Raw genomic sequence first — 25,270 nt, 5'->3', positions numbered from 1 at the left:
CGTAACCGGCCCCTGAGCAGGGAAGCAGCAGGAGGTGAAAAAGTAAATGGTGTTCTCATAAAGGAAGTAATTAGAAAGGCGTTTTAGGAAGGGGGCAAGCAATTATTATGGAAAGGAAAGGTGTCGTGAAAAGCAAAAAAGCCCGCTCATCCTAACCTGAGCAGTTAGGAGAAGCAGGCGCAGCGTACCAAGTTCATATACCGACTTATACATAGAGCTTCATAGCAACGCTTGAGCACGCATAGCACAATGACGCAAAGATGAACTATCTGGCTCATACTAGCTAGAAGCTAGTTCATGTTCCACCTCATAGTTACTGAAATTCTGATAATATATTTACATTTCTATTAGATTATTATAAATTTATTAAACTTAAATACTAGTTGTGCTAATAACTTAACATTGGCTTCTACCTAAAGCCGGCGAAGCTATAATTAGTAGGTAGTACGGTTTTCGTGCTGTTGCCAGGCCCTGAAGCCAGCCGCTGCTTCTTCCCGTAGCAGCTCATACATGGGTATTTGTCGGTCTGCCAAGGGCTTTTCCAACTCCTCGTAGATGAACTGGTCATCGAAACCAACGGCAGCAGCATCCTGCTTGGTGTTTCCGTAGAAAACGCGGCGGGGACGTGCCCAATAGATAGCGCCCAGGCACATCGGGCACGGCTCACAGCTAGTGTACAAGTCGCACTCATTGAGCTGAAAGGTGCCGAGGGCAGCGCAGGCCTTGCGAATAGCGTCTACTTCGGCGTGGCAGGTGGGGTCGTTGGTACTGGTGACCTGGTTGAAGCCGTGCGCAATGATGACTCCATCTTTCACCACCACCGCCCCAAAAGGACCACCCCGGCCCGATGGTACATTGTCGACCGACAGACGAATGGCTTCGCGCATGAACTCAGGATTGGGAGCTTCCATAGAAGTGTATAAGCAGAAACGAATGCCAAAGGAGCCCAGGCATCCCGTAGAAGCAGTCGGCGGTAGTTGTGGCAGCGCTGCTACACTGGCCAACCATTCTGCTAGCGTAACGCGAAGGGCTTCTTCGCAAACCAGCCGGCAAATTAGAAAGGCAAACTCATCGGATGGTATTGCTGGCTCCGGCATTGCCGCCATGTAGGTGGAGAGTATTGTTATTCTAACTTGTCGTTAACCTCTGACAAGCAGATGATTATAGCTATTTCTGCCATGCAGAAAATAAATTGCTCGTAGTGGTGCAACCTTTTGCAAGTTGAAAAGACCCTTCTTTGTGTAGACACTGAAAAAATATTCGCGTGTCGGTGGAATGGTAGCGGGCCGGTCAGGTTTTGGCCCGATACTTGTTTTAAGCCAACACGAAAGAATAGTTTTTTAGGTGTTTTGGTTGTGGAAAAGGGGGCGCTGGTTCAGCGCCCTTTTTTTATTCCTGTGCATTCATGAATATCAGTTCGGTAGCAGTAGCTCTACTACTTCCCTGGCAGAACCGGAGCCGGGTCTTCTGTACGAGAGGGCATAACTCATGCTTCGGGCCTCCCAACGGTTTCCGCGCAGAAGCCGAGCTAGCTCTGAGCCAGGGTTTATATCACCACCCGCAATAAATACCCGTCCGGCGTAGTGATGCCGGGGGCGGGGGCAGTGCCCGTACGGAAAGCGCCCACCCGGCTGGGGCCGTAGCCTAAGTTGATTTTCACCCACTCGTCGCGTACGGGCAACAGGTCTAGCACCTGCTGGCGCAGGCGGGCCAGGTCGTCGCGCAGGTTCTGTAGGTTCTGCTGTATCTCGTCTTGCTGCTGGGCGAAGCTGCCCGTGGCGGGGCGCTGCTCAAACTGCTGAGCCGAGGTTGCTGCCTGTGCCTGCTGGGCCGGCACATCCGCGGCTTCTACTTCGGCTCGTTGCAGCTCCTTCTCGGCATCGAGGTAGGCTTGTACGGTGTCGGCCAAGGGCTGGAGGGCAGGGTTAAGGTAGTCGAGGTTGCTAGACATGGGTGCGAGTGGTAAAAGCGTTTGCCTGCACAACGCAACCACGGCCGGGAAGGATGCACGCACCGCCTAGGACAAGGCAGAGGCCGGCCGGTTGCGCTGGCACTTTTCGCCGCAGTACTTCACCTCGTCCCAGCAGGCCCGCCATTTCTTACGGTACTCAAACGGCCGGCCGCAGGTGACGCATACTTTGGTGGGAAGGTTGCCCTTAACAAGGCGGTTTGGAAGCGAACCAGAAGAAGCCATAGCCAGAAAAGCGCCGCCTACTAGGCGGCAGTGCGTGGGTGTAACCAAATTCAGCTGCGGGAAGTTGGCTGACTGCCGCCCGGTGGTTGCCGAAAGCCGGTTCAGCGCCGGGCGGGTTATCTTTGCCCTATGGCACAGCCTGCTTTTTCTGCTCCCGATCCGCTGGGCCATGCCCTGCTGGCCTACCAGCGCGGCCACCACAGCGCCACGCTCACCGTGCACAGCAGCGTAACCGACGAAGAGCTGCTACCCGCCGCGTACTTCTTCCGGTCGTTGTGGGAGATGCCCGCAATGGAGCGCACCGCCCTGGAGGAGTGCCGGGGCCATGTGCTGGACCTGGGGGCCGGGGCGGGCTGCCACGCCCTGGAACTCCAGCAACGCGGTTTCCGGGTCAAGGCCGTCGATGTTTCGGCTGGTGCCGTGCAGGTGATGCAGGAGCGGGGTGTGCAGGAGGTGGCGCGCCACGACCTGTTTGATGTCGCTCTGGCGCAGGGGGAAAAGTTTGACACCCTGCTGATGCTCATGAACGGCATCGGCCTGACGGGTACGCTGGCGGGCTTGGAGCGTTTCTTGCGCCAGGCCCGCGGCCTGCTGGCCCCCGGCGGCCAAATTCTGGCTACTTCCTCCGACATCAGCTACCTCTACGAAGATGAGGAAGGAGCCCTGGTATTCGACCTCAATGGCCCGTACTATGGTGAGGTAGAGTATACGCTACAATACGGTGAAGAAACCGGCTCCGCGTTTCGGTGGATTTTCGCCGACCCCGCGCTGCTGCAAGACTACGCCGAAGCCGCCGGCTACGACGTAGAATTTCTGGAGGAAGACGACCAGCAGCAGTACCTCGTGCGCCTTACTGCGCGCTAACAACAGCATGCTGCGCGCCGGAGCTCTGCGGCGGCCAACTCAGGGCCCGAACGGCCGCGGGCGTGTGATTCTACCCACTACAAACACTCCATGACTGCTTACGAGAAAACCTACGTGGCCCGCTGGGCCGATATGGACCCCAACGGCCACATGCGCCACTCGGCCTATGCCGACTACGCCGCGCAGCTGCGCCTGGAGTACTTGGCCGACCATGGCTTTCCGCTGGCCCGCTTTGCGCAGCTGGGCATCGGGCCGATTCTGTTTCGGGAAGAAACCCGCTTTCTGAAGGAAATAGGCATCGGCGAGTCGATTCGGGTAGTGGGAGAGCTGGGCGGGTTGAGTGCCGATGCCGCCCGCTGGAACATCGTGCACACCCTGTACAAGGCCGATGGCCGCGCTTCGGCCATCGTGACCGTGGATGGGGCCTGGCTCGACCTACGGGCGCGTAAGCTCCTGGTGCCGCCCGCCGAAATTCTAGCTGTGATGCAGGCATTACCCCGTCATGCCAGCTACATCGACCTGGTGCGGTAGCCTAGTAACCATTGGAAGAGCAGGCACTGCCGCTGAGGCTATACCCTCACGCAGCGTGTTGGCCGCCGCAGGAAGCCAAATGAGCAGAAGTTCTGGCTTCTGAAACCGACTCTCGTGCCGGCTGGTGCATTGCCTAAACAGCAGCGCCGGTTGGTCGGCTCACGGCACGGGCAATGCGCTCCACCTGCTTCTGGTGGTGCAGCACGTGGTCGAGCATAAAGTCCAGCGTCTGGTAAATGGTGAGCATGCCGGAGCGCGGGTGCTTAAAGATGGCGCGGTCCAGTAGCGGACCCGGAAACTCGTTTAGCGTACGCTCCAGGCGGCGGCGCACAGCCTCCCACTCGGCCCGCAGCTCGGGCAGCGGCGGCAGCTCAGCTGTCATCTGCTGCTCCAGAAAAGCGGGAGCTTTGAAGCGCAGCCCCGGCAGCCGCAAGAGCACCCGTAGCAGGCGCGACTTCAGAAAGGTGGTGAAGCCGGCCTTTTGCAGTTCCTCGGCTTGCAGCAGTTTCTTTTCCAGATACTTCCCAATTCCCTGCTCCGACAGCAGCAGGTGCTGCACCACCTGCGCCGCCGACCACTGGCCTGGGGCCGGGGCCTGGTAGGCTTTGTCGCCGAGGGCTGTGGCCTGGGCCAGCAAGCGGGTAGTGGCGTGTTCCAGCTGCTCGAAGCGCAGGTGCAAGCGGTGGTTCATAGAGGGCGGGAAAAGAAAGAGAACGTAGCGTTGGGCAAGTAAGCAAATTGCGTGCTGACTGCCGGCCGCTATCCTGATAAGTACGCCCAATCTGCGGCATCCTACTGCTCCGGTTGGCGTCCGGGCTATAACCCGAGAAGCCCGCCTCACGCTCAGCGGAAGGCGGGCTTTTCAAATCGGCCAAGTGGCCGCCGCGACTAGCTTTTCACGTACAGCACTTCTTTCACGGCTTTCACCGTGCGGGTCACGTTGGGCAGGGAGGCTTCAATGAGGGTGGGGGCGTAGGGCAGGGGCACGTCGCCGCTGGTGATGCGCAGCACGGGGGCGTCGAGGTAGTCGAAGGCGCGGCGCTGTACCATGTAGGCCAGCTCCGAGCTGATGCTGGCCAGGGGCCAGGCTTCTTCCACCACCACCATGCGGTTGGTTTTCTTCACCGACTCGATGAGCGTGTCATAATCAATGGGGCGCACGGAGCGCAGGTCGATTACTTCGGCGTTGATGCCTTCCTTGGCCAGCTCATCGGCAGCGGCCAGGGCCACTTTCATCATCTTGCCGAAGCTCACGATGGTCACGTTTTCGCCGGGGCGCACCACGTTGGCTTTGCCGATGGGCAGCAGGTATTCTTCCTCCGGCACCTCGCCTTTGTCGCCGTACATCAGCTCCGACTCCATGAAAATGACGGGGTCCGGGTCGCGGATGGCCGACTTGAGCAGGCCCTTGGCGTCGTAGGGCGTGGAGGGCACCACCACTTTTAGGCCGGGGCAGTTGGCGTACCAGTTCTCGAAGTTCTGGGAGTGCTGGCTCGACAGCATGCCAGCATTGCCGGTAGGCCCGCGGAACACGATGGGGCAGGAGTACTGCCCGCCCGACATCGAGTACATCTTGGCGGCCGAGTTAATCACCTGGTCGATGGCCACCAGCGAGAAGTTGAAGGTCATGAACTCGATGATGGGTAGCAGGCCGTTCATCGAGGCGCCCACGCCGATGCCGGCAAAGCCCAGCTCGGCAATGGGCGTGTCAATCACGCGCTCCGGCCCGAATTCGTCGAGCATGCCCTGGCTTACTTTGTAGGCGCCGTTGTACTCGGCTACTTCTTCGCCCATCAGAAACACGCGCGGGTCGCGGCGCATTTCCTCGGACATGGCTTCGCGCAGGGCTTCCCGGAATTGAATGGTCCGCATACTTGTCAGGTGCTTGTCAAATCAGAAAGAAAAAGCCGGCTCTGAACCGGCCCGTAAAGCTACGACGACGCGCGCGGTTGGGCAAACTGGTTCAGGAATCAAGTTTCAAGCGCACCGTAGCAGCATTCACTTTAATAGCCCATTCGCTCTGAAAATACAGCAGCAAATCATAGTTAGGAAGAGCATCGTGATTAAAGTATATGCTCTCAAATTCATCCCGCGCTTCCACTGGTGTCCGGCAGATGTGCTGTATGGTCACATCTTCCGAAGCCGGATACTGTGGGTTACGTGCCTGCACCTGTAAGTAATCAACGCCTTTGAACAGAAGATGAATTTTTCGATACTGTTCCTGAGCCGCCCACTTTCCAGACGATTTTTGCCAGGCTAGATTGAGGGTTGCTGTTGTTGGAGAGTGAAGAAGCTGTACAAATTCAAAATTGTTGTGCAGATCCAGGTACTCGTTCTTAGAAGATAGTAGCCCTATGTATTGGTCGTCAAGGGTAAAGTTGAGCAACTTCATGATTCATGCAGGAAAATGAAACGTGAGCCGTCCAGCTTGCCACTCGCGCAACGTCATCTGAGCACTGAAACCAAGAATATCTTTTCGGGTGGCAAGTTGATTCAGGATGTCAACTGCTTTAGTTTCTCCGCGCGACAAGAAATATGTGGCTGACCATAGCTTCGGACCAATCATGGCAGAATGAAGTAATGGTCGAAGAAGATGCGTTGATTCATGCGCTTCTAAACACTTCAGCGCAGCAACTAGATTCGCGTATGCTCGATTAGCCGTTTTGTATTCACCTGAGTTGGTGGCTTCGGCATGTGTTGTAGCAGCTTGGCAAAACGCTTCCACCGTGGCTACTAGGTTTTCTGAGGGCAATGCCATGACTACACGGGCCATTACCGCAGCGCCTCCAGAAACGGCTTGCCCTTGGCAAAATCCCGGAACTCCAGGTCCTCGACGGCGCGGGTGGCGTAGGTGCGGTCCAGCTCTACGGCGTGGCGCAGGTGCAGGGCCACGGCGGGCTCGTTCTGCTGGCGGGCGGCCACCACGGCCAGGCAGTAGTGCAGCAGCGGGTCCTGGGGGCGCAGGCCGAGGGCTTCCTGGTAGAGGGTGGCGGCGCCGGGGTAGTCGCCTTTCAGCACCAGAATCAGGGCCCGGTTCATGAGGTTCTGGTAGGTGCGGGAGCTGAAGCCGAGGCTGCGCAGGGCGTCGTCGAGCTGGCCAATTTCAATTTCCAGGGCCGCTTTATCGGCGAAAATCTTGCTCAGCACGGGCCGGGGGCCGCCGAGCTTGATGGCGTAGTCGTAGTTCTGGAGGGCCTCCAGCTTGTCGCCGGCGCGGTGGTAGGCGGCGGCCACGCGGTAAAACAGCTCGGCCGTGGGGTTGCGGTGCGCAGCCAGAGTGAAATTCACGGCCGCCCGGCGCAGGTAGGCCCGGCGTACCTTTTCGTTTACTTCCTTATCGGCGCGCTGGGTCAGCACCACGGCCAGGTTGTAGTAGGCCGGCCACAGGCCCGTGGTAGCCACGGCCGTTTCATAGATGCGCTGCTTTTCGGCCAGCAGGGGCGTGAGCGTGGCCGAGTAGCGCAGCTCCTCGGGCGTGAGGGCGTCGGCTTCCATCTGCTTCTCCACAATCTTTTTCGAGAGCAGGTAGATTTCGGAGTCGTAGCGCTTGGGGGCGGTGTAGCGCACGGCTACGGTGCCGAAGCGCAGCACCGGGTAGATGTACTCGTCGAGGTAGTCGTAGAACGACAGGCGGTGCAGGCTCTTTTCCTTCTGGGCGTAGGTGCCGGGCGTGTCGTTGATGAGCAGCAGCACCGAGTCAATCTGGGCCGGCTTCAGGGCCGAGGCCTGCACCTTGTTCAGAAACAGGTCCCAGCGGCGGTGGTAGGCTTCGGTTTCAAAGTCAATGTCGCTGACCTTGTTCAGATAGGTGTGCAGGTCAACGCGGTTTTTAAAGTAGTTCAGCAGCACTCGTACGCGCTTGTCGGCCAGGCGCGGGTCGTGGCGGTCCAGGGAGTCGGGCGAGTGGCCAGCCACAATCATCACCTTCTCGGTGCGCTGGTTGGCTTCGATAAAGTCTTCCAGGGCGGCCACGTTGGTGCCCAGGTAGTTGCGGATTTCGGCCTTGCCGGCGTCGAAGAAAAACGGCAACACCCGCGTGCCGCTCATGTTGTTGTCGGCGGCTTCGGGCAGCAGCACGAGGGCCGTGTCCTGGCGCACCACCAGGCGGCTCGTCGTCACGATGCCGCGAGCCAGCTTGATTTCGGCACCTTTTACGCGCTTGCCCTTGGGGCGCAGCTCGTGTACATCGGGCAGGGCCACCAGCTCGCCGGGGCTTTTGCGGGTGGTGTACGGGAAGGAGAACTGCTTGCGAATGAGCAGCTTGTCTTTGCGCTGCTCGTCGTACACGTACTCACCCGACACGAAGGTGAGGCGGCCCACGGTGTCTTCGCCCAGGCCATTGTTGTAGCGGTAGCGCAGGCCGAGGGAGTAGGCGGTGCCTTTGCGCAGGTGGGCGGCGGGCACTTTGGCCGTTACTTCAAATACCACGCTTTCGCCGTTGCTTTCCAGTACGGCGGGCTGCACGGTTACTTCCTGCCCGGTCTGGGCCTGCCGCAGCACCTTTTTCAGCGGCGAGCAGGCCGCCAGCAACACCAGCCCCACTCCGGGCAACACGCGCAACACCAGATGATTCATAAGCAGCTCGGAAACGTACGCAGCGGTAAATTCAGACAACAAACGCAAAACTGCTCCCCGCCGACGTATCTTGCCGGAAGCTTCTTGCGTAAGTGCTTGACGCAGGCCGCAAATTATTGTAAGTTACACTCGGGTTAGCCACTGATAGCGGCTGAATCAGCAGAAGGTATGAGACGACTAACCGACTTCATTGAAAAGCAAAGCTTCGGGGTGTGCAACGCCCTGGGCAAGCGCCTGGGCTTCTCGACCAGCAGCGTACGGCTGTCGTTCGTGTATGCCTCATTTTTCACGTTTGGCTCGCCCATCGTGCTCTACTTTGCCCTGGCTTTCTGGATGAATGTGCGCCAGGCCATGCGCCGGCAGCGCAGTACCATCTGGGACCTGTAGCACACGCTTCAGCTTAGCTACGCTGACCTGCGGTTGTGCTTTTAGCGCCTGCTCTGTTATCAGGGCAGGCTTTTTCGTACCCCACCCCCGGCCCTCTCCCGAAGTATTTCGTGCATCAAGCGGCGTGGCGTCGGGCGTGGGCCTACGTCAGCTTATCCGCATCCAGCTCCGAAAATTTCCGCTTGCCTTGGGCGAAATAGGCCCACACCAAGCTGCCTTGGTAAGTGCCAGGCCGCTCCGGACTGCGCAAACGGGCCGGGAATTGCTGGCGCCGCTGCCGGTAGCGGCCGAGGCGCTGCACAAAGTGCCAGTGGGCCCGCAGCACGGCCCGAAAGTCGGCGGTGGCGCCTTGCAGCAGCAGGCGCAGGGCTGCTACCCAGTCTAGCAGCACGCGCGCCGCTAGCGTGCCGGGCAGCTCGGCCGGGTGGGTGTTCAGGTACACCAGCGCCAGGCCGTTGCGGAAGTTGAGGTAGGTTTTGCGCGGGTTCGACTTGTGCAGGGTGCCGCCGCCCACGTGGTACACGGTGCTGCGGCCGTCGTACCACACTTCGTGGCCCGCGTTCCACAGCCGCCAGCACAGGTCGATTTCCTCCATGTGGGCGAAGAAGCTGCTTTCCAGTCCGCCCAGGGCGCGCCAGGCGTCGGCGCGCACCAGCAGGCAGGCCCCGGAGGCCCAGGCCACCGGGCGCGGGTCGTCGTACTGGCCCTGGTCGGCCTCCAGGGTGTCGAAGAGGCGGCCCCGGCAGAAGGGGTAGCCCAATCGGTCGAGGTAGCCGCCCCCGGCCCCGGCGTACTCAAACTGTTCCCGCTGACTTTCGGCGGCGCCAAACTGCCGGAGCTTGGGCTGGCAGGCCGCGGCTTGGGGCCGGCTTTCCAGCAATTCCCGCTGCTGGCGCAGCCAGCCGGACGTCACTTCCACATCGGAATTTAAGAGCACGTAGTAGCGGAAGACCGGACTAAGCTGAGCAAGTGCCTGGTTATATCCTTCGCAAAACCCCAGGTTCTCGGCGTGTTGCAGCACCTGCACCGCCGGAAATTCCCGCCGCACCAGCGCCACCGAGTCGTCGGAGGAAGCGTTGTCGACCACCACAATGGTGGCGCCGTCGGCGTGGGCCAGCACCGAGGGTAGAAACTGCTGCAAGAAGCCGCGGCCGTTCCAATTCAGAATCACCACGGCCACGTCGGCGCAGGGGCCGGCGGGGGCAGGAGCAGGACTAAAGGCCAAAACCGCCGAGGTCGAGGCCGGGGATGTTGGGAATGAGGCCGGCAGTTTTGCTTTTCAGCTCCTCCTTGGCTTTCTCGGCGGCTTCGTCCATCACCTTGTTCACAGCCGCCACTACCAGGTCGGCCAGCATGTCGCGGTCCTGGGGCTGGAGCAGGCTTTCGTCGATTTCCAGCTTAAGCAGGCGGCGCTGGCCGTTGGCCGTGGCCCGCACCAGCCCCCCGCCCGACTCGGCCGTGGCGGTGAGGTATTGCAGTTGGTCCTGGGCTTGCTTGAGCTTGTCTTGCAGCTCTTTCATTTTGCCCATCATGCCCATCATATCAAACATAGGAAGCGGAAGCTAGGGTGAAAACTACGCGGCACTGCGCGGTGCCCGAGCCGCAAAGGTAGCGCGGTTCGGCGGTCTGGCCCCCAGCCGGGCCTAGCGCAGCACCGTAACGGTGCCGTGCTGCACCGTGCGCTGCCCGTCCTGGTCGGTGGCCTCGAAGCGCCACACGTAGGCGCCCGGCACGGGGGCCTGGCTGCCGATGCGGCCGTCCCAGGTGCGGGTGCGGTCGGTGGCGCGAAACACTTCCTTGCCGTTGCGGTCCATCACCACAAACTGGAAGTTGTCGAGGTAGCGGCCTTTCAGCTCCAGCACATCGTTCAGGCCGTCGCCGTTGGGTGTGAAAGCCGTGGGCACGAACAGCCGGACCGTGCGGATTATTTCCACCACGTTGGAGTAGCTGGGCGCCGCCAGGCCCGCGCCAGTGGCCTCAATGCGGTAGCGCACCCGTTGCGGGCTGGTGGGGGGCGGCGCGTCGAGGTAGGTCAGGCCCGTAACGGGGCGGCGGCTCAGCACGGCGTTGGTGGCCGACAGCAGCAGTACCTGGTACGCCACGGGCGCGGCCGGGTCGGGCCCGCGCAGGGGCATCCACGTCAGCCGAATTTCGGAGCCGGTTTCGTTGGCCGGGGCGGCGGCCAGCACCACCGGGCAGGCCGGGGGGCTGTCGGCCGAGCGGTTGCCGCAGGCGTCCTCGAAGCGCACCGTGTAGCACAGGGCCGCAGCCGGGTCGGGCGCCACCAGGGAGTCGCGCAGCAGGCCGGCCGGCGCGGGAATGGAAGTTAGCTGCGCCCCGTTGCGCTGGTAGATGAGCCGCCCGCTGGTGGGGCTGCCCGCCGCCCGAGCCGTCAGCTCCACCTGGTTGCGCAGGTTGAACGAGGCCGTAAGCAGGGGCGGGGGTGGGGGCAAGGTGGAGGTGGTCGTCACCTCCGCCTCGTTCGACTCGGAAGCAACCGGCGGATTGCTCACCACCAACCGGTAGCGGTACACCGTGCCGCACACCACGTCCGCGTCTTCGTACTGCGTAGAGCCGGCCGGCAGGTTTTGCAGCAGCTGCCCGTTCCGGAACAAGGCCAGGCTGCCCGTGGCACCGGTGGACCAGCTGAGCTGATTGCGCCCGTTGCTGGCCGTAGCCGTAAGCGACACCGAGCACACCACCGGCGAAGCAATGGCAAAGCCCGACGACTGGCAGGCATCGGTAAGCAACAGACGGAAGCAGCCTGGCAGCACGGAGTAGGGCAGCGCAAAGCTGGTGGCCGAAGTGGGCACGGTGGCCAGGGTGCGGAAGCCGCCGGGACTGGCCGCGTCCTGGGCCTGCACGCTATACGTATACTCTGGCTGCAACGCCCCAAACTGCAACTCCACTCCCGTGCCCTGCACAGATATTCGCTGCAACGGCACCTGAGCAGGCGGGGCAGGCAATGGGGTAAACGTCTGCGTGGCGGAGTTGGAGCACAGGCCGGCCGCCCGATACTGGCCCGTTACTTTCACCGAAGTAGCGTTGCCCCTGAAGAAAGTTGTGGGGGTATTGGGCGCAACCAGCTGGCGGACGCCGTTCACTTCCACTTCGTACTGGTCATACCGCTGGTCGGTGATGGTAACCTGCACCTGCTCCGGGTTGCAGGCCGTAACCGTGAAGACGGGGGCTGGCGCTTCCCGCACGGTGTACTCTTTGGAGTAGATAACGCCCTGGGTGCCGCTGCCCTGGGTGTTTTGGGTGATGAATACTTGCCCCGGCGCGCGAAGGGTGAAGGTAGTAGTGGTGTCCTGGAAGCCCCTGCAAACCGTGGCTGAGCCAATCTGGTAGTAAATCTGGGCGGGATTGAGGGCCCGGCCGCTACAGTCGCGCAGCCGGAAAGGGCGGCCGATGCAGAGCTGCCGGGGCAGCTCCTGGCCCGTGGCGGCATCGTAGGCCCTAAAACAAGCCCCGGAGTTCGGGGTGTCAACGCACGGAGCCTGCGCCCAGGCCTCAAAAGAACGTACCACGCCCGTTGCCAGCACCAGGAAAAATAGTAGCAGTTGTCTCATCAGCCCCATAACGAAGGAATAGCGTTCTAGCGTTTGCGGCCCGAAAATAAGCAGCTGCAGCTACGCGGCTTGCCAGGCATATCTTAGCTCCACGCGTACGTGCGCACAAACGCGGCGGCCGCGTGCAGGTCGGGGTATAACACCCGGTCGTGCTGGAGGAAGGGTACGGTGGCGCGGAAGGCGGCTACTACCTGCTCCAGGGCCGGCGAGGTGCGGGCCGGGCGCCGAAACCCCAGGGCCTGCGCGGCGGTGAGCAACTCAATGCCCAGCAGCTGCTCCACGTTTTCGACTACGCGCCGGGCCTTAGTGGCGGCGTTGGCGCCCATGCTCACGTGGTCTTCCTGCCCGTTGCTGCTCACGATGGAGTCGGCGGAGGCGGGCGTGCACAGCTGCTTGTTCTGGCTCACGATGCCCGCCGCCGTGTACTGCGGAATCATCAGCCCCGAGTTCAGGCCCGGCTCGGCCACCAAAAACGGGGGCAGCCCGCGCTGCCCGCTGAGCAGCTGGTAGGTGCGCCGCTCCGATAGGCTGCCCAGCTCGGCTACGGCCAGGGCCAGGTGGTCGAGCACGAGGGCCAGGGGCTGGCCGTGGAAGTTGCCCCCACTCAGAATAGTATCGTCGTCAGGGAAAATGGTGGGGTTGTCGGTGACGCTGTTGCACTCGGTTTCGACCACCTGCTGCACGTAGGCCAGGGCGTCGCGGGAGGCGCCGTGCACCTGGGGCAGGCAGCGGAAGGAGTAGGGGTCCTGCACGGCCGGGCGGGGCTGGTTTTGCAACTCGCTGCCGGCCAGCAGCTCCCGCACGCGCCGGGCCGCCGCGCCCTGGCCGGCATGGGGCCGCAGGCGGTGCAGGCGGGCATCAAACGGCTCGGGGCGCCCGCCAAACGCGTCCAGGGCCAGGGCGCCGATTACGTCGGCGGCGGCCAGCAGGCGGCGGGCCCGCAGCAGGCAGTGCACGGCGTAGGCCAGCATAAACTGCGTGCCGTTGAGCAAAGCCAGGCCTTCCTTGGCTTCCAGCGTCAGTGGCTCCCAGCTGAACAGGCTCATGGCGTCGGCGGCGGCCAGGCGGTAGCCCTGATAAGTTACTTCGCCCAGGCCCAGCAGCGGCAAACACAGGTGGGCCAGCGGGGCCAGGTCGCCGCTGGCGCCCAGGGAGCCCTGCTGGTACACCACGGGCAGCATTTCGCGGTTGTAGAAGTCGAGCAGACGCTGCACGGTGCGCAGCTGCACGCCGCTGTGCCCCAGGCTCAGGCTTTGGGCTTTCAGCAGCAGCATGAGACGTACCAGTTCGGGCGGCACCTCCTCGCCGGTGCCGCAGGCGTGCGACATCAGCAGGTTCACTTGCAGCTGCTGGCGCTGCCCGGCCGGAATAGCGGTGTTGCACAAGGCCCCGAAGCCGGTGTTGATGCCGTAGACCGGCACATCGGGCAGGCGCTCCAGCCGCTGGTGCAGGTAGGTGTAGCAGGTGGTGATGCGCTGGCGGGCTTCCTCGCTCAGCACCACGCGGGCATTGGCGGCAAGTAGCTCTTGCAGCAGGTCAAGAGTGAGCGAGACGGAGGGCGTGAGGGCGTAGTCGTCAGCTGAAGGCATAGGATGGGGCAGGGGCCGGGGAGCCCAAAAATGCGGAAATACCGGCAATAGCCGCCGCTGGTGCCGACTATTCTCTGCTCCGGGCCTTCCTGAACGAAGTCGGCAGCGTCGGAAACGAAGTCGGCAACTTTCTGAACGAAGTCGGCAGTGTCGGAGGCGAAGTCGGCAGTGTCGGAGGCGAAGTCGGCAACGTCTGGAATGAAGTTGGGACTGTCCTAAACAGAGTCGGCAGTGCCTTTGGTGCGCGCAGATGGGCTGCCGCCAGCTCGCGACTTTGCTACGTGCTATTAGGAGAGGAGGAAGGCGTAGCCAAGGGTCGCGTCTCTACTGTTCTCTAGCTCGTTCTGGCGGGGGAAGCTCCCACATAGACAGTACGGGACGCAGCCCCGCGCCATTGGGAAAATTATTTTGAGTTTTTCAACTCCGCCAGCACTTCCTCCAAGGATAGCACCTGTTCCTGGCCGGTGCTCAGGGTTTTGAGCTTGAACTGCCCGGCCGCGCGCTCTTCCGGGCCTTGCAGCAGCACGTACGGAATGCCTTTGGCGTCGGCGTATTTGAACTGCACGCCCAGCTTCTTGGCCTCCGGGTACAGCTCACTTGGGATGCCGGCCTCACGTAGCTGGCGCAGCACGGGCAGCACGGCGGCCTCACTTTCGGCGCCGAAGTTGGCGAGGAGGCAGCGGGTAGTGGTAGCCACGGCTGCCGGAAACAGGTTCAGCTCTTCCAAGCAGTCGTAGAGCCTATCGACGCCGAAGGAGAAGCCCACGCCCGACACGCCCGGCAGCCCGAAGGCGCCGGTGAGGTTGTCGTAGCGGCCCCCGCCACTCACGCTGCCCATGTTCACGTTGTTGATCTTGATTTCAAAGATGCAGCCCGTGTAGTAGCTCAGCCCGCGGGCCAGGGTCACGTCAAACTCCAGATTCTGCCATTGCTCGAAGCCGAAGCTGCGCAGGTACTCCAGCACGCGGGTCAGGTCTTGCAGGCCGCGGTAGCCCTCGGGGGTGTCGGGCTCGACGCCGGCCTCGGCGAAGCCCGCCACCAGGCGCTCCAGCTTCCCGGCGAAGTCGCCGCCTACGGCCAGCAGGTCGAACAGCCGCTCCAGGGCCGCTGCCGAGAAGCCGCGCTCCAGTAGCTCTTTCTCAACACCTTCGCGGCCAATCTTGTCGAGCTTGTCGATGGCCACGAACAGGTCGGTTTCGGTGCCTTCGCCGCCCAAGGCCTGATAGATGGACCCCAGCACTCGGCGGTGGTTGATTTTGATGGTGTGCTCGGTGAGGCCCAGCGTGTTCAGCACCTCCGACATCATCAGCACGATTTCGGCCTCGCAGAGCAGAGAATCGGTGCCTACCACGTCGGCGTCGCACTGGTAAAACTCCCGGTAGCGGCCGCGCTGGGGCCGGTCGGCGCGCCATACGGGCTGAATCTGGTAACGCTTGAAGGGAAAGGTGAGCGTGCCGCGGTTCATTACCACGTAGCGGGCAAAGGGCACGGTAAGGTCGTAGCGCAGGCCTTTTTCGGCAATTTTGGGCAGCATCTTCCGGGAGCCGGCCGCCAGGTCTTCGGCCGTCAGGTCCTGGGCGAAGTCGCCGGAGTTCAGCACTTTAAACAGGAGCTGGTCGCCCTCCTCACCGTATTTGCCAGTCAGCACCGACAGGTTCTCCAGGGTGGGCGTCTCCAGCGGGGCGTACCCGAACTTCTCGAACACGCGGCGAATGACGCCGAAAATATAGGTGCGGCGGGCTACTACGGCCGGGCCAAAGTCGCGGGTACCGCGCGGAATGCTGGGCTTTTGGGCGCTCATCAAACTGGAGAGGAAAGCAGGAAATGTGGCCGCGAAGGTACAGGGAAACCGCGGGCAAACCTGCTGCCAGGGCGCGCTCAGTCGTAGTCAGGAGTGCAGGGCAGGTCGAAATACTGGTTGCCCGACTGCCGCTTGATTTCGTGCATGGCGTCGAACAGCGTGGGCACCAGCAGGGGCTGGCTGGTGGCGTCGAGGTAGAGAAAATGATGCTGGGCTGGCTCGGGCACGTGGCACAAAATCAGCCGGCGCCCTTGGGCATGCAACACAAAGGCATACGCCAGCACCAGCTCAATTACCTCCTCAGATAAGCTGTTGACCAAGCTGAAATCCAGCAGAATGGCCGGCTTGTCGCTGCGGCTGGCCCGGTGCAGGGCGCGCGTCAGCTTTATCTCCTCCGCAGAGGGGCCGTTGGACGACAGAATCAGCAGAAAGCCATTGGGCAGAACTTCGCGGTACACGTCTAACATAAGCGAAGCGGCTAAGGGTGGGACAGGAACAGGTCGTGGCAAAAGAGAAGGGTACGTATCGAAAACGTAACGCCATTCTCGATAAGCGCCGCCGTAGCACAAAGTGTGCTAAACCTGCGGGCGAGGCAACTGCAAGCTACCGGGCGGCGCGGCGGGCGTGGTGCAGCACCGGCGCTGCCAGCGGCGACTTCAGCGGGGCCCGCACCCCGGCCCGGCGCAGGGCCTGGGCGGTCCAGTCGTTGCAGGTGCGCAGCAGGTGGTAGCGCCCCTGGGCCCGGAAAAAGAAGTCTTCGGGGCTGTAGCCGGTTGGCTGACGCAGCGCATAACGCCCCAGGCTGTCGGGGGCGGCAAAGGACCGGCGCACAAACCCGACGAGGCGGCGGTACTGCTCCGGGGCCACGCGCAGGGGCACGACATGCTCACCGGAGTCGGGCGCGGCGCGGTAAAAATCGACGTGCATGAGGGTGCGGGAAGGCCAGGCCGCTCCCAAAATGGGGCCCGGTCCGGGAAATTTCCCATTCATAGAACCCAGGTAAAACTTCTCGTTGCCCCAGCCGAAAGCCACGTAGCGGTAGCCGGCAAACCGGGCGGCCAGCGCAGGCTGGCCCAGCTCCCGCAGCCAGTCGTGGCCGGTGCGGGCCTCGCGCACGGGCAGCACCACATCGGTATGAAAGCCGTTGGAGACGAGGTAGATGGGAATGCCGCCGGGCACCGACCTAAACTGCCGGTGGGTAGGCACCAGCGCCCCGGTCATCAGCAGTAAAATAAGCGCAACAACTACCTGCATACTCGGCCGGCCTGGCACCGGAGCCGCGAAGATACGGCCTGGAGCTCAGCGCGGATGGCTGGCCTGGCAATTGCTGCATAGGGAAAAGCGCCCCGGCCAAGTGACCGGGGCGCTTTTACGGAGTCTTACTGAGTTGCAAACCTACACTGCAGCTTAGAGCTAGTTCTCCTGGGTGTATCTCACTGAACTTGAAGAGTGAAGCTTAGGTCCTGCCCGTCGAGGCGGGTCTTAACCAGGTAGGTACCCGGAGCCAGCGTGCCAGGCAGTTTAAAGTCGGTCTTGCCGGCGTGCACAGGCACGCTCAGTGAGCTTACCAGCTCGCCCTGAAGGTTGTGCACGTATACCTGCGCCGTTTGCGGCGTCTTGGCCGTCACTGCCAGCGTGCCCTTGCCAAAGCTAGGGTTGGGGTACACCGACAGGCTGGCCGCTTCCCCGTCAGCGGCCAGGGCCGGCGTTCTGGCGGCCGTGGCGCTGGTGCGGGCCGCGGGGTTTTGCAGCAGCTCGAGCTTCCACTGCTGGTTGCGGCTGCCCTTGTACTCCCACTGTCCTACCCGGTCGCCGTCGGCGAGCCTGTCTTCGCCCCCGAGCACGTCCAGCACCTTGTCCGTACCCTTGTGGCGAAGCTTGACGTAGCCATCAGTGGTGGGCTCGATGAACCAGCGCTGGGCATCGCCGCCGTTGGCTGTGTACTGCCACACCAAGGCTCCGTTGTCGGCCGAGTTACCCTGCACGTCCAGGCACATGCTCGTGCCCTCGTGGGTGAGCGTATAGGCCCCGTCGCTCTGCAGCTGCAGCACCCAGCGCTGGGCTCCGTCGCCGTTAACCGTGTGCTGCCACACCGTGGCTTGGCTCTCGGCCGAATTGTAGGCCACGTCCAGGGCCTTGTTCGAGTGCCGCGCCAGCAAACGATACACCCCGCCCGAGACAATTCCGCCCGCCGAAACCGGGGCCGAAACCAGGGCGCTGCCCGGAATTACTTGCTTGCTTAGGCCGCCGCCTGCATAGCTTACGCTGAGCACTTGCCCGCCGTAGGCCTCGAAGAACGTGACGGTGATGGCGTGCAAGCCGGCCTTGAGGCCAATTGTGCCGCTACGTTCCTGCGTCCCGTGCCTACCATCGTTGTCCACGACCAACTGCGAGCCGATGTAGAGGCGCGACCCGTCGTCCGACGACGTATAAAAGGTATAGGTGCCGTCGGCCGGAACGCGCACGTAGCCCGTGTAACGGAAGGCGAAATCGTCGTTGCGCTTGCGCGGGGCCAGGTCAAAGGTCGAAACCGTGCCGCTGGCAGCGGGGGTAAGGGTGGCGAAGTCGGGCAGCTTGGTCATCCCCGTCAACTCGTAGTACTGGTACGAGAGGCCTGCCACCGTGCTGGCCGGACTATCGGCCGGGCGTAGGTTGGTCGGCGGTGGCGGCGGGGCGGCGGAGCTGGACACCGCTGGGGGTGGAGCGGGCAAGGTAGCTGCCGTTGCGGTGCCCGAGGCTACCAGCCCCGTGACGGCGCCCGGACCAATTACGCTGGTGGTAGCAGTACCCGAGCCGTACCATTCGTAGGTGACGTTGGTAAACGCCATGGTAGTACCAGCCCCGGCATTCCAGACACCCACGCGGTTGTTGACGCGCAGCGTAATTCCGCTGATAGTGCCGCTGTAGAGGCCGTTGTTCTGAGGGTCGTCGGCGCTAGGATATTCCTCGGCGTAAGCGAAAAGCTGATTGTTTTCCCCGGCTCCGCGCGCGTAAATTCCTCCGCTCACGCTGTAGCGCCCCCCGTTGGGAAGGTCTAAGCACCGGCTGGCGTAGTTGGCGTTGTAGCCCCCGCTAATGGTTGTGTTCCACGCCCTTGACTTGGTGTTGTTGCCGTAGGGGTTGCCGTAGAAGTTGTTGTCGATGCCGGTCAGCGACTTAATCCGGTTCACGTAGATGTCGTGGGAGCCACCGTCGCGAGCCTGGCCATTGGACACTTCCCGGCCGAAGTCGCAGTGGTCGATGGTCAGGTCCAGGTTGAAGTCGTTGGTTTCCGTGAATACGCCCGTTACGCAGTTGTCAAACGAGCAGTAACTCACGCGCCCGGTGCCCGTGGTGAACTTCTCGAAGCGGATGCCAGCCTGGTTGCCAGCCCCGCGGCCCCGGGCCGCTAAACCGGCTTCTCCGCCCAGGCCCACGTTGCGGAAACGAATGCCAATAATTGCAGTTCCTGGGCTGTTGATGACCAGAATCATGGCTTTGCGGTCTTCCAGGTTATCCTGGCTGCCGCCGTCGAAGATGACGCCACCAGCCCGGCCGGAATTGCTGGTAATGGTTACGTTCGTAAGGTTTTGGATGCGGCACACGTCGGTGTAGGTGCCGTCGTCAATCTTGACTGTGGTACCGGAAACTACGGCCCCGGCCAGCACCGCCGAACGCAAGGTGGGGTACGTACGGGATGGACCCACGTTGATGGTTTGCGCCAGTGCAACCAGTGGCCCCAGCCACAGTAGCCAGGCCGCCAACCAGGTCAGACCTTGGGAACGAGAGAAATAAGCATGTTTCATAGAAGGTGGGGTTTGGTGGAAAAGGGTGACGAAAAGAGAAGAACAGTCTAGACCCAACTCAATTCCCAGGCAGCAAGCCGAAGCTGAGTGCTACAGATATGTAAGTATACAAGGGGTATTGCACTAAATTTAGTTGGATAAGTAATATAATTCTGTCGTTTTCCCTCTGCAAGACAGCGGCAAAAACTTTGGCCCACACTGTTTGCGGGCCCACGGCTGGAAACGGGTGCAGGTGGTAGGCCCATTGCCTTACTCGGCAGGCAGGTCCTGCCAGTGGCCCCGGCGCGGGCCAGCTACAGCACCGCCCCAACGAACTGACGGTTGGCGCGCCCTGCCCACGCCTTATACCTGGTATACCTGGCTGCCCGATAGTAGTGGGAGCATAATGCGCGTCCATTGCGCAATAGTCGGCAGGTAATTCATGCCGAAGGTATTTCCTACCGTTATGCCTCCTAGCCAACCACCCCCACGCCTCCTTAGAAAGGAGAGGTGGGGGTGGCAGCAACTTAGATTTGCAAGAGCGGTGTAACAGTCTGACAAGCAGAAAGCTGACGAAAGAATAAGAAGCTGTTGGCGTTAGCTAACCAGTTGGTCAACCCGCTGTAGCAATGCAAACCACAGGTCGGCGTCGCTACAGGGTCCGGACGCTACAAAAACTAACGCCAACAGCTTCTTATTCTTAGCCGCCGAACCCACCTCCGCCGCCTTTGGGGCCACCATCGATGCGGCCAGCCTTGGCTTTGGCGGCCCCCACGTACCACGTGAAGCCCAGCCAGCCCACCCGCGTTTCAGGTTTGCGGTAGAAGCGGGCCGTCAGCTCGGGGGTATTTACTTCCGACTGGCGCACCTGGGTGTTGAATACGTCGGACACGCGCAGGGTGAGGGCGGCGCGGTTCTGGAGTAGGCGCTGGCGCAGGGCCACGTCGAGGCCGCCGGTGGGCAGGCGCCGCCCCTGGGCCGTGAGCACCGCCGATTCCACGGTGCCCGTCAGCTGCACGTCGAGCTGGGGCGTGGGCGTGAAGTTCTGGCTGAGGCGGGCGTCGGCGGCCCAGGCCCGGCGGGCGTTGTCCTGGCCGGCGTTGGTTTGAATCTGGGAGCGGTACACCGAGCCGCTGGCCTGCACGCGCCACCATTTCGTGAGTGGCTGGCTCCAGGTCAGCTCCAGGCCCGCGTTGGTGGTGCTCCCAAAGTTGCGGTAGGTTTCAACCAGTACCAGGCCCGCCTCGGGGTTCAGGCGCGTGGCCACCGAGTCCACGTTGCGCAGGCGCTGGATGGCCCCGTTGGTGAAGCGCCCGAACAGCGTAGTGGTGATTTCGGCCCCGCCCGGCAAGCTCAGCTGGTGGCCCAGCTCCAGGTTGTGGCTGAACTCGGCGCGCAGGGCCGGGTTGCCGAGGCGGTAGAAGCGCGGGTCCTGGTAGATTGGTACGGCCAGCTGCTGCATAAAATTGGGGCGGTTGAGGCGGCGGGCGTAGCTCAGCTGGAGGCGCTGGGGCTTTTCTCCCCCGCGGGCCGAGTCGGCCCGGCCGAAGCTGCGGGCCAGGCTGGCCGTCGGAAACACGCCCAGGTAGCCCAGCTCAAACCGGCCCTGGCCCCCGTTTACGGCCCCGCGGGTGCTGGTGTACTCGGTGCGCAGACCGCCTTCGGCCTGCCAGCCGCCTTCCCAGCTGCGCTGCACGGTGGCGTAGGCCGCCGGCACCAGCTCCCGGAAATTGTACGCCAGGGAGCGGGCCGGGTCGCGGCGGTACTCGCCGGGGGCATCGGGCACCTGGGTTAGCAGGTCGGCTACGCCGCGGCTGCCCTGGCGCTGCACGCGCAGGCCGGTTTCCAGCTTGCCCTTGCCGGCCGCCAGTGGGTGCGTGTAGTCTACCTGGCCCATGTACAGGTTAAAATTCACGTCCATGCGCTGCCGCCAGCCCAGCAGGGGGCCGCCGCCCATGGTTTGGGTTACGGGCACATCGGCCCCAATCAGCACGGCCACGCCCGTAGCCGTCAGCTCCCGGCCGGGGTGGGCGGCCCAGGTGCGGCGGTAGCTGGCCGAGTTTTCCAGCACCCGCACGTCCACATCCAGCTGCTGGGTGCCGCGCTGGGAGGTGGGCGCTGCGCCGGGCCGCTGCGTGCTGAGCAGCTGAGTGGCGCGGTCGGTTTCGCCTTGCAGGGTAGGGGCCACGCTCAGGCTCAGGCTCTGCTCTTTCGTGAGTTCATACTCCAGGCCCAGGCGCAGGGAATGGGAGAAGTTGCGCTCCACGCCCGTGCCTTCCTGGCGCGTCGTTACGGGGCCGGCCGGGCCCAGGGCCGTCTGACTGGTGGTGGCGCGGTTGCGGTATTCCTCGTCCTGACGGTCGTAGCTCAGGCTCCAGTTGGCCGGGCCGTGGTGGCGGTTCAGGCTCAGGCTGGCGTTGTACTTGTCGCCGGTGCCGCCCAGCAGGCTGGCCTGGCCATTTACGCCGTCCTTGGTCTGCTTTTTCAGGATAATATTAATGACGCCCGTGCCCTGGGCGTCGTACTTGGCCGAAGGGTTGGTAATCACTTCTACCCGCGCAATGCGGGAGGCCGGAATCTGGTCGAGGCGCAGGCCGGGGCTGCCGTTGGTGCCGCCCGAAGGCTTGCCGTCAATCAGGATGGTGAGGTTGGAGGAGCCGCGCAAACTCACGGCGCCGTTGGCGTCTACGGCCACCGAGGGCACGTTGCGGAGCACGTCGGTAGCCATGCCGCCCACGCTGGCCAGGTCCTTTTCCACGTTGATGATGCGCTTGCCCGGCTCGTTCTGCACAGTGGCCCGCTCGCCGGTCACCGTCACGCCTCGCAGCTGGGTGGCCGTGGGCGCCGCTTTCAAGGTGCCCAGGGCCAGGTCGGGGGCCGTGGTGGTCAGCGTGACGGAGCGGCGCAGGCCCTGGTAGCCTACCGCCGTAGCCTTCAGCACGTACGTGCCCAGGCTCAGCTTTTCCAGGGCAAACGTGCCATTTTCGGCGGTTTCGGCCCCGGCCACAAAGCTGGAGTCCTGGGCCCGCAGCAGCACCACGTTGGCGAAGGGCAGGGGCTGACTGGTGCTCTGGTCGAGCAGGGTGCCGCTCAGGCGGGCAGGGGGTTGTTGCTGGGCCGCGGCCGCCAGCGGAAAGAGCATAGCGAGGAACCCCAGGCCCCGCAGGGCCCGGCTGGCGAGTAAGAAAGTTGCCATCGGAGAAAGAGGGAAAGTGGAAGATTCAGGCAGCACGAAGCCGGTACCGGTGGCCGCGGTTCCACCGGCTGCTCGTGGCAGGAAATCATCGGCAGGTAGCTGACTGCCGGAGGCAGCCGCGCCCACCCCGCGCCGCCGTGGCCCCGCAACGGTAGTTGCGCCGGGCCCGGTTGCCCCGCGCCCAACTGGCGGCGGGAAGGGTGGTGGGCTCCGGCCGGGGTCCCGCAGCAGCGCAGGACGGCGGCCGAAGCCGGAGTTCAACCAATCACTGAGACAAATGTAGGAAAAGGTACTATGTAACGCAAGGTACCTTTGAAAAATTTATGATAAATCTTTTCAGCTTTAGGACAAAGACGCGGAAAGGGCTATGCATTCGGCTCGAAACGGGTAGATGGATGATACCCGCTATCCGTTGCCTGGGCCCAACGCAACAGAAGATGCTTCGGGAGAAATTTTTTGAGACGGGGCTTGACTGCACCAGCTTCTTACCGGCCCACGTTGCGGAGCAGGTAAACCTGAGAGTTAGCCAACCAGTCGGTCGGCGTAGCCAAGGGGCGCTACAATGGCTAGACGCTGCAACAGTTACTGCAAACCTCTTCTGACAGGAGCAGGCCAAACAAGTAAGGGTGTTCCCAGGCCAGGTGTCAGCCAGCAGTAACGTCCAATTCGGGTACGCTTCCATACCACCTTTTCCAGGCTCAAGCCTAGTACTTGTGGAGCACTTGGCAGGTAAGCGTAGCTCAGCCGCTCACTTGTTCTTCGTGCACCCAGGTAGCTTCGAGGGGAAGTTTAAGAGGTGCTATACGAAAAATTATAATTAAATATGGTAAAGTTTATCTTCCCAAAAGTTGCCTTGGCCCGAATTATGCTTTTGTGGAGTAACCAGCTTCTACCAAAGAAATTATCTGCTTGGAAGCTGGTTTGTACGGTTTTCATTGCATTTTTGAATTCCGGGTTTAGCTGGTGGTGCTGGTGCTCTGTGAGAAGAATAGGGTGGAGGTCTGCTGGGTAAGACATGGAATATTTCAATTCGCTGATGCCGCTTGCCTTCGGGTAGGTGCGGGGGTGCATCCATCGGCCTCCTACGCATCTGGCTTCAGGCTCCACTCCGTTTGCGCCCTTTTCCTTTCGCTTCGCCTTTCACTCTTTCTCCCTCACTTTTCTTTCTCCTGTTGTGTCTTTTGAAGTAGTAGAAGCAGGGTCCCGCTCCCTGATGACCGCCGACGCAGCCGCCCCCACCGACTGCTCCTCTACCGCCTCCACGGCCACCAACTCAGCTTTTCACCTGGCGCCGGAAGTAGCTGCCGCACCACTGACGAGCTACGCCAACATCGTGCTGCCGGGCGACTTCCCCGACCCCACCATTGCCAAAATCGGGGATACGTACTGGGCCAGCGCCACCTCGGCCGAATGGGGCGCGGTGTTTCCCTTGTTTAAGTCCGACAACCTGGTGGATTGGGAGCTGGTCAGCCACGTCTTTCCCACCGATGCTTCCTTGCCGGGCTGGGCGGGGGCCAACTTCTGGGCGCCGGAAATCTTCCACGAAGAAGGCGGCAAAACCTACGTGTACTACACGGCTCGCAAAAAAGACGGCCCCCTGTGCGTGGGCGTAGCCTCGGCCGACCGGCCCGAAGGCCCCTACACCGACCACGGCCCGCTGGTGGGCCAGCGCTACGGCTCCATCGACGGCTTCCCGATGCGCGACGAGCACGGGGTGCTGTACCTGGTGTGGAAGGAAGACGGCAACGCCTACAAGAAGCCCACGCCCATCTGGGCCCAGCGCCTGGATGAGCAGAAGATGAAGCTGGTGGGCAAGAAAGTAGAGCTGTTTCGCAACACGGAGAAGTGGGAGGGCTGCCTGGTGGAAGGGTCGGCCATCGTGCGCCATGGCGGCTACTTTTATATGTTTTACGCCGGCAATGGCTGCTGCGGCAAGTGCTGCACCTACGCCACCGGCGTGGCCCGCGCCCAGAGCCTGCTCGGCCCCTGGGAGAAGTGCCCCCAAAACCCCATTCTCAAGAAAAACGCCACCTGGAAATGCCCCGGCCACGGCACCGTGGCCGAGTACCAGGGCCGCTGGTTTCTGCTCCACCACGCCTACTACACCGACAGCCACGAGTTTGTAGGCCGCCAGGGCATCCTGAGCGAGTTTACCTGGAACGAGGAAGGCTGGCCCGAGTTTGAAGGCAACAGCCCCCAGGCCGCGCCCCTGCGCGACGTGAGCGTACTGAATGTGGACGACCAGTTCGGCGGGCCCGGCCTGGCCGGCACCTGGCAGTGGCCGGTGGGCCAGCAGCCCGAGGCCGGCGTGAGCGACGGACAGCTGCTGCTCACGGCCAGCCCCACCGGCGTGCTGGGCGCCCTGGTAGCCCAGCGCACGTTCACGGCCACCTACAAGGCCACCGCCGCCCTGCACTACCCCTCCCTGGCCCCGGACACCTTTGGCGGCTTGGCCGTAGTGGGCGACCCAGCCAACGCCCTGGCCCTGGTGGCCGGCAATGGCTCCTTGCAAGTATGGCACGTGCGAGCCGGCCAGTACCAGTGTTTGGCCCGAATAAACTTGTCTGCTTGCCGCACCCTCAACCTGCGCCTGGAAGCCTGGGGAGGCCAGCGTTTCCGCTTCACCTACAATGCCGACGGTGGCGCCTGGCAACCGGTCATCCTCAACAGCTTCGCCCTCGATGGCACCTACTTGCCACCCTGGGACCGGGGCATCCGGGTGGGGCTGCTGGCCAAAGGCGCTGCCAGCACGGTGGCTTTCAACAACTTCGCCATTCGCAACCAGCGCTAAGCCGTT

The 25,270-nt window shown here is 62.4% G+C and carries 21 protein-coding genes; 4 read left to right on the top strand and 17 right to left on the bottom strand.

Annotated features, from left to right (window positions below):
- Positions 1 to 434 precede the first annotated feature (434 nt).
- The 3 genes from OIS53_RS06570 to OIS53_RS06560 all read right to left on the bottom strand — a co-directional run bounded on the left by OIS53_RS06570 (position 435) and on the right by OIS53_RS06560 (position 2,194).
- A complete protein-coding gene (locus OIS53_RS06570; RefSeq protein ID WP_264681604.1) occupies positions 435 to 911 on the bottom strand; it encodes a nucleoside deaminase in 477 nt (158 codons plus the stop codon).
- Positions 912 to 1,546: 635 nt separating this feature from the next.
- Positions 1,547 to 1,951, bottom strand: coding sequence for a hypothetical protein (locus tag OIS53_RS06565; RefSeq protein WP_264681603.1), 405 nt, complete (start codon positions 1,949 to 1,951; stop codon positions 1,547 to 1,549).
- A gap of 66 nt (positions 1,952 to 2,017) precedes the next feature.
- Entirely contained in the window at positions 2,018 to 2,194 is a 177-nt protein-coding gene (locus tag OIS53_RS06560) for a DUF2256 domain-containing protein (RefSeq protein WP_264681602.1), read from the bottom strand.
- A 129-nt stretch (positions 2,195 to 2,323) separates the two neighbouring features.
- Between OIS53_RS06560 and OIS53_RS06555 the strand changes: the two genes are divergently transcribed.
- Both OIS53_RS06555 and OIS53_RS06550 read left to right on the top strand, forming a co-directional pair.
- Entirely contained in the window at positions 2,324 to 3,058 is a 735-nt protein-coding gene (locus tag OIS53_RS06555; protein ID WP_264681601.1) for a class I SAM-dependent methyltransferase, read from the top strand.
- 90 nt (positions 3,059 to 3,148) lie between these two features.
- Positions 3,149 to 3,589: an acyl-CoA thioesterase gene (locus tag OIS53_RS06550; protein WP_264681600.1), complete on the top strand. Its 441-nt coding sequence runs from the start codon at positions 3,149 to 3,151 to the stop codon at positions 3,587 to 3,589.
- Positions 3,590 to 3,722: 133 nt separating this feature from the next.
- Here OIS53_RS06550 and OIS53_RS06545 read toward each other — a convergent pair whose 3' ends face one another.
- The 5 genes from OIS53_RS06545 to OIS53_RS06525 form a co-directional block, all read right to left on the bottom strand.
- Complete coding sequence (locus OIS53_RS06545; protein WP_264681599.1) at positions 3,723 to 4,280, bottom strand: DinB family protein; 558 nt, start codon at positions 4,278 to 4,280, stop codon at positions 3,723 to 3,725.
- 197 nt (positions 4,281 to 4,477) lie between these two features.
- Positions 4,478 to 5,461: a pyruvate dehydrogenase complex E1 component subunit beta gene (locus OIS53_RS06540; RefSeq protein ID WP_264681598.1), complete on the bottom strand. Its 984-nt coding sequence runs from the start codon at positions 5,459 to 5,461 to the stop codon at positions 4,478 to 4,480.
- Positions 5,462 to 5,552: 91 nt separating this feature from the next.
- Positions 5,553 to 5,981, bottom strand: a complete 429-nt coding sequence (locus tag OIS53_RS06535; RefSeq protein ID WP_264681597.1) for a hypothetical protein — start codon at positions 5,979 to 5,981, stop codon at positions 5,553 to 5,555.
- A 3-nt stretch (positions 5,982 to 5,984) separates the two neighbouring features.
- Entirely contained in the window at positions 5,985 to 6,362 is a 378-nt protein-coding gene (locus OIS53_RS06530; RefSeq protein WP_264681596.1) for a hypothetical protein, read from the bottom strand.
- Positions 6,362 to 8,164 (bottom strand): tetratricopeptide repeat protein, encoded by a 1,803-nt coding sequence (locus OIS53_RS06525; RefSeq protein ID WP_264681595.1) that lies wholly within the window; start codon positions 8,162 to 8,164, stop codon positions 6,362 to 6,364. The genes OIS53_RS06530 and OIS53_RS06525 overlap by 1 nt, the downstream gene beginning before the upstream one ends.
- Positions 8,165 to 8,332: 168 nt before the next feature.
- Between OIS53_RS06525 and OIS53_RS06520 the strand changes: the two genes are divergently transcribed.
- Positions 8,333 to 8,551 (top strand): PspC domain-containing protein, encoded by a 219-nt coding sequence (locus OIS53_RS06520; RefSeq protein ID WP_264681594.1) that lies wholly within the window; start codon positions 8,333 to 8,335, stop codon positions 8,549 to 8,551.
- A gap of 142 nt (positions 8,552 to 8,693) precedes the next feature.
- On the opposite strand, the gene OIS53_RS06515 is transcribed toward OIS53_RS06520, so the two are convergent.
- The 9 genes from OIS53_RS06515 to OIS53_RS06475 form a co-directional block, all read right to left on the bottom strand.
- Positions 8,694 to 9,776 (bottom strand): glycosyltransferase family 2 protein, encoded by a 1,083-nt coding sequence (locus OIS53_RS06515; RefSeq protein ID WP_264681593.1) that lies wholly within the window; start codon positions 9,774 to 9,776, stop codon positions 8,694 to 8,696.
- Positions 9,766 to 10,101 carry a YbaB/EbfC family nucleoid-associated protein gene (locus OIS53_RS06510; RefSeq protein WP_264681592.1) on the bottom strand — a complete coding sequence of 112 codons (336 nt, stop codon included), beginning with the start codon at positions 10,099 to 10,101 and terminating at the stop codon, positions 9,766 to 9,768. The genes OIS53_RS06515 and OIS53_RS06510 overlap by 11 nt, the downstream gene beginning before the upstream one ends.
- A gap of 93 nt (positions 10,102 to 10,194) precedes the next feature.
- Positions 10,195 to 12,123 (bottom strand): gliding motility-associated C-terminal domain-containing protein, encoded by a 1,929-nt coding sequence (locus OIS53_RS06505; RefSeq protein ID WP_264681591.1) that lies wholly within the window; start codon positions 12,121 to 12,123, stop codon positions 10,195 to 10,197.
- An 83-nt stretch (positions 12,124 to 12,206) separates the two neighbouring features.
- Entirely contained in the window at positions 12,207 to 13,712 is a 1,506-nt protein-coding gene (gene hutH, locus OIS53_RS06500; protein ID WP_264681590.1) for a histidine ammonia-lyase, read from the bottom strand.
- A 403-nt stretch (positions 13,713 to 14,115) separates the two neighbouring features.
- Complete coding sequence (gene hisS, locus OIS53_RS06495) at positions 14,116 to 15,513, bottom strand: histidine--tRNA ligase (RefSeq protein ID WP_264681589.1); 1,398 nt, start codon at positions 15,511 to 15,513, stop codon at positions 14,116 to 14,118.
- A gap of 77 nt (positions 15,514 to 15,590) precedes the next feature.
- Positions 15,591 to 15,971, bottom strand: a complete 381-nt coding sequence (locus tag OIS53_RS06490; RefSeq protein WP_264681588.1) for an STAS domain-containing protein — start codon at positions 15,969 to 15,971, stop codon at positions 15,591 to 15,593.
- Between the two features lie 145 nt (positions 15,972 to 16,116).
- Complete coding sequence (locus OIS53_RS06485) at positions 16,117 to 16,767, bottom strand: TIGR02117 family protein (protein WP_264681587.1); 651 nt, start codon at positions 16,765 to 16,767, stop codon at positions 16,117 to 16,119.
- 179 nt (positions 16,768 to 16,946) lie between these two features.
- Positions 16,947 to 19,298 (bottom strand): RICIN domain-containing protein, encoded by a 2,352-nt coding sequence (locus OIS53_RS06480; protein ID WP_264681586.1) that lies wholly within the window; start codon positions 19,296 to 19,298, stop codon positions 16,947 to 16,949.
- Between the two features lie 679 nt (positions 19,299 to 19,977).
- Positions 19,978 to 22,473 (bottom strand): outer membrane beta-barrel protein, encoded by a 2,496-nt coding sequence (locus OIS53_RS06475; RefSeq protein ID WP_264681585.1) that lies wholly within the window; start codon positions 22,471 to 22,473, stop codon positions 19,978 to 19,980.
- 1,174 nt (positions 22,474 to 23,647) lie between these two features.
- Here OIS53_RS06475 and OIS53_RS06470 point away from each other — a divergent pair.
- Entirely contained in the window at positions 23,648 to 25,264 is a 1,617-nt protein-coding gene (locus tag OIS53_RS06470; protein WP_264681584.1) for a family 43 glycosylhydrolase, read from the top strand.
- The last annotated feature ends 6 nt before the right edge of the window (positions 25,265 to 25,270 follow it).

It is taken from the genome of Hymenobacter sp. YIM 151500-1, assembly GCF_025979885.1.
Lineage (GTDB): Bacteria > Bacteroidota > Bacteroidia > Cytophagales > Hymenobacteraceae > Hymenobacter.
The sequence above is the reverse complement of the archived record's forward strand: the minus strand, read 5'-3'. Positions and strand labels throughout refer to the sequence as shown.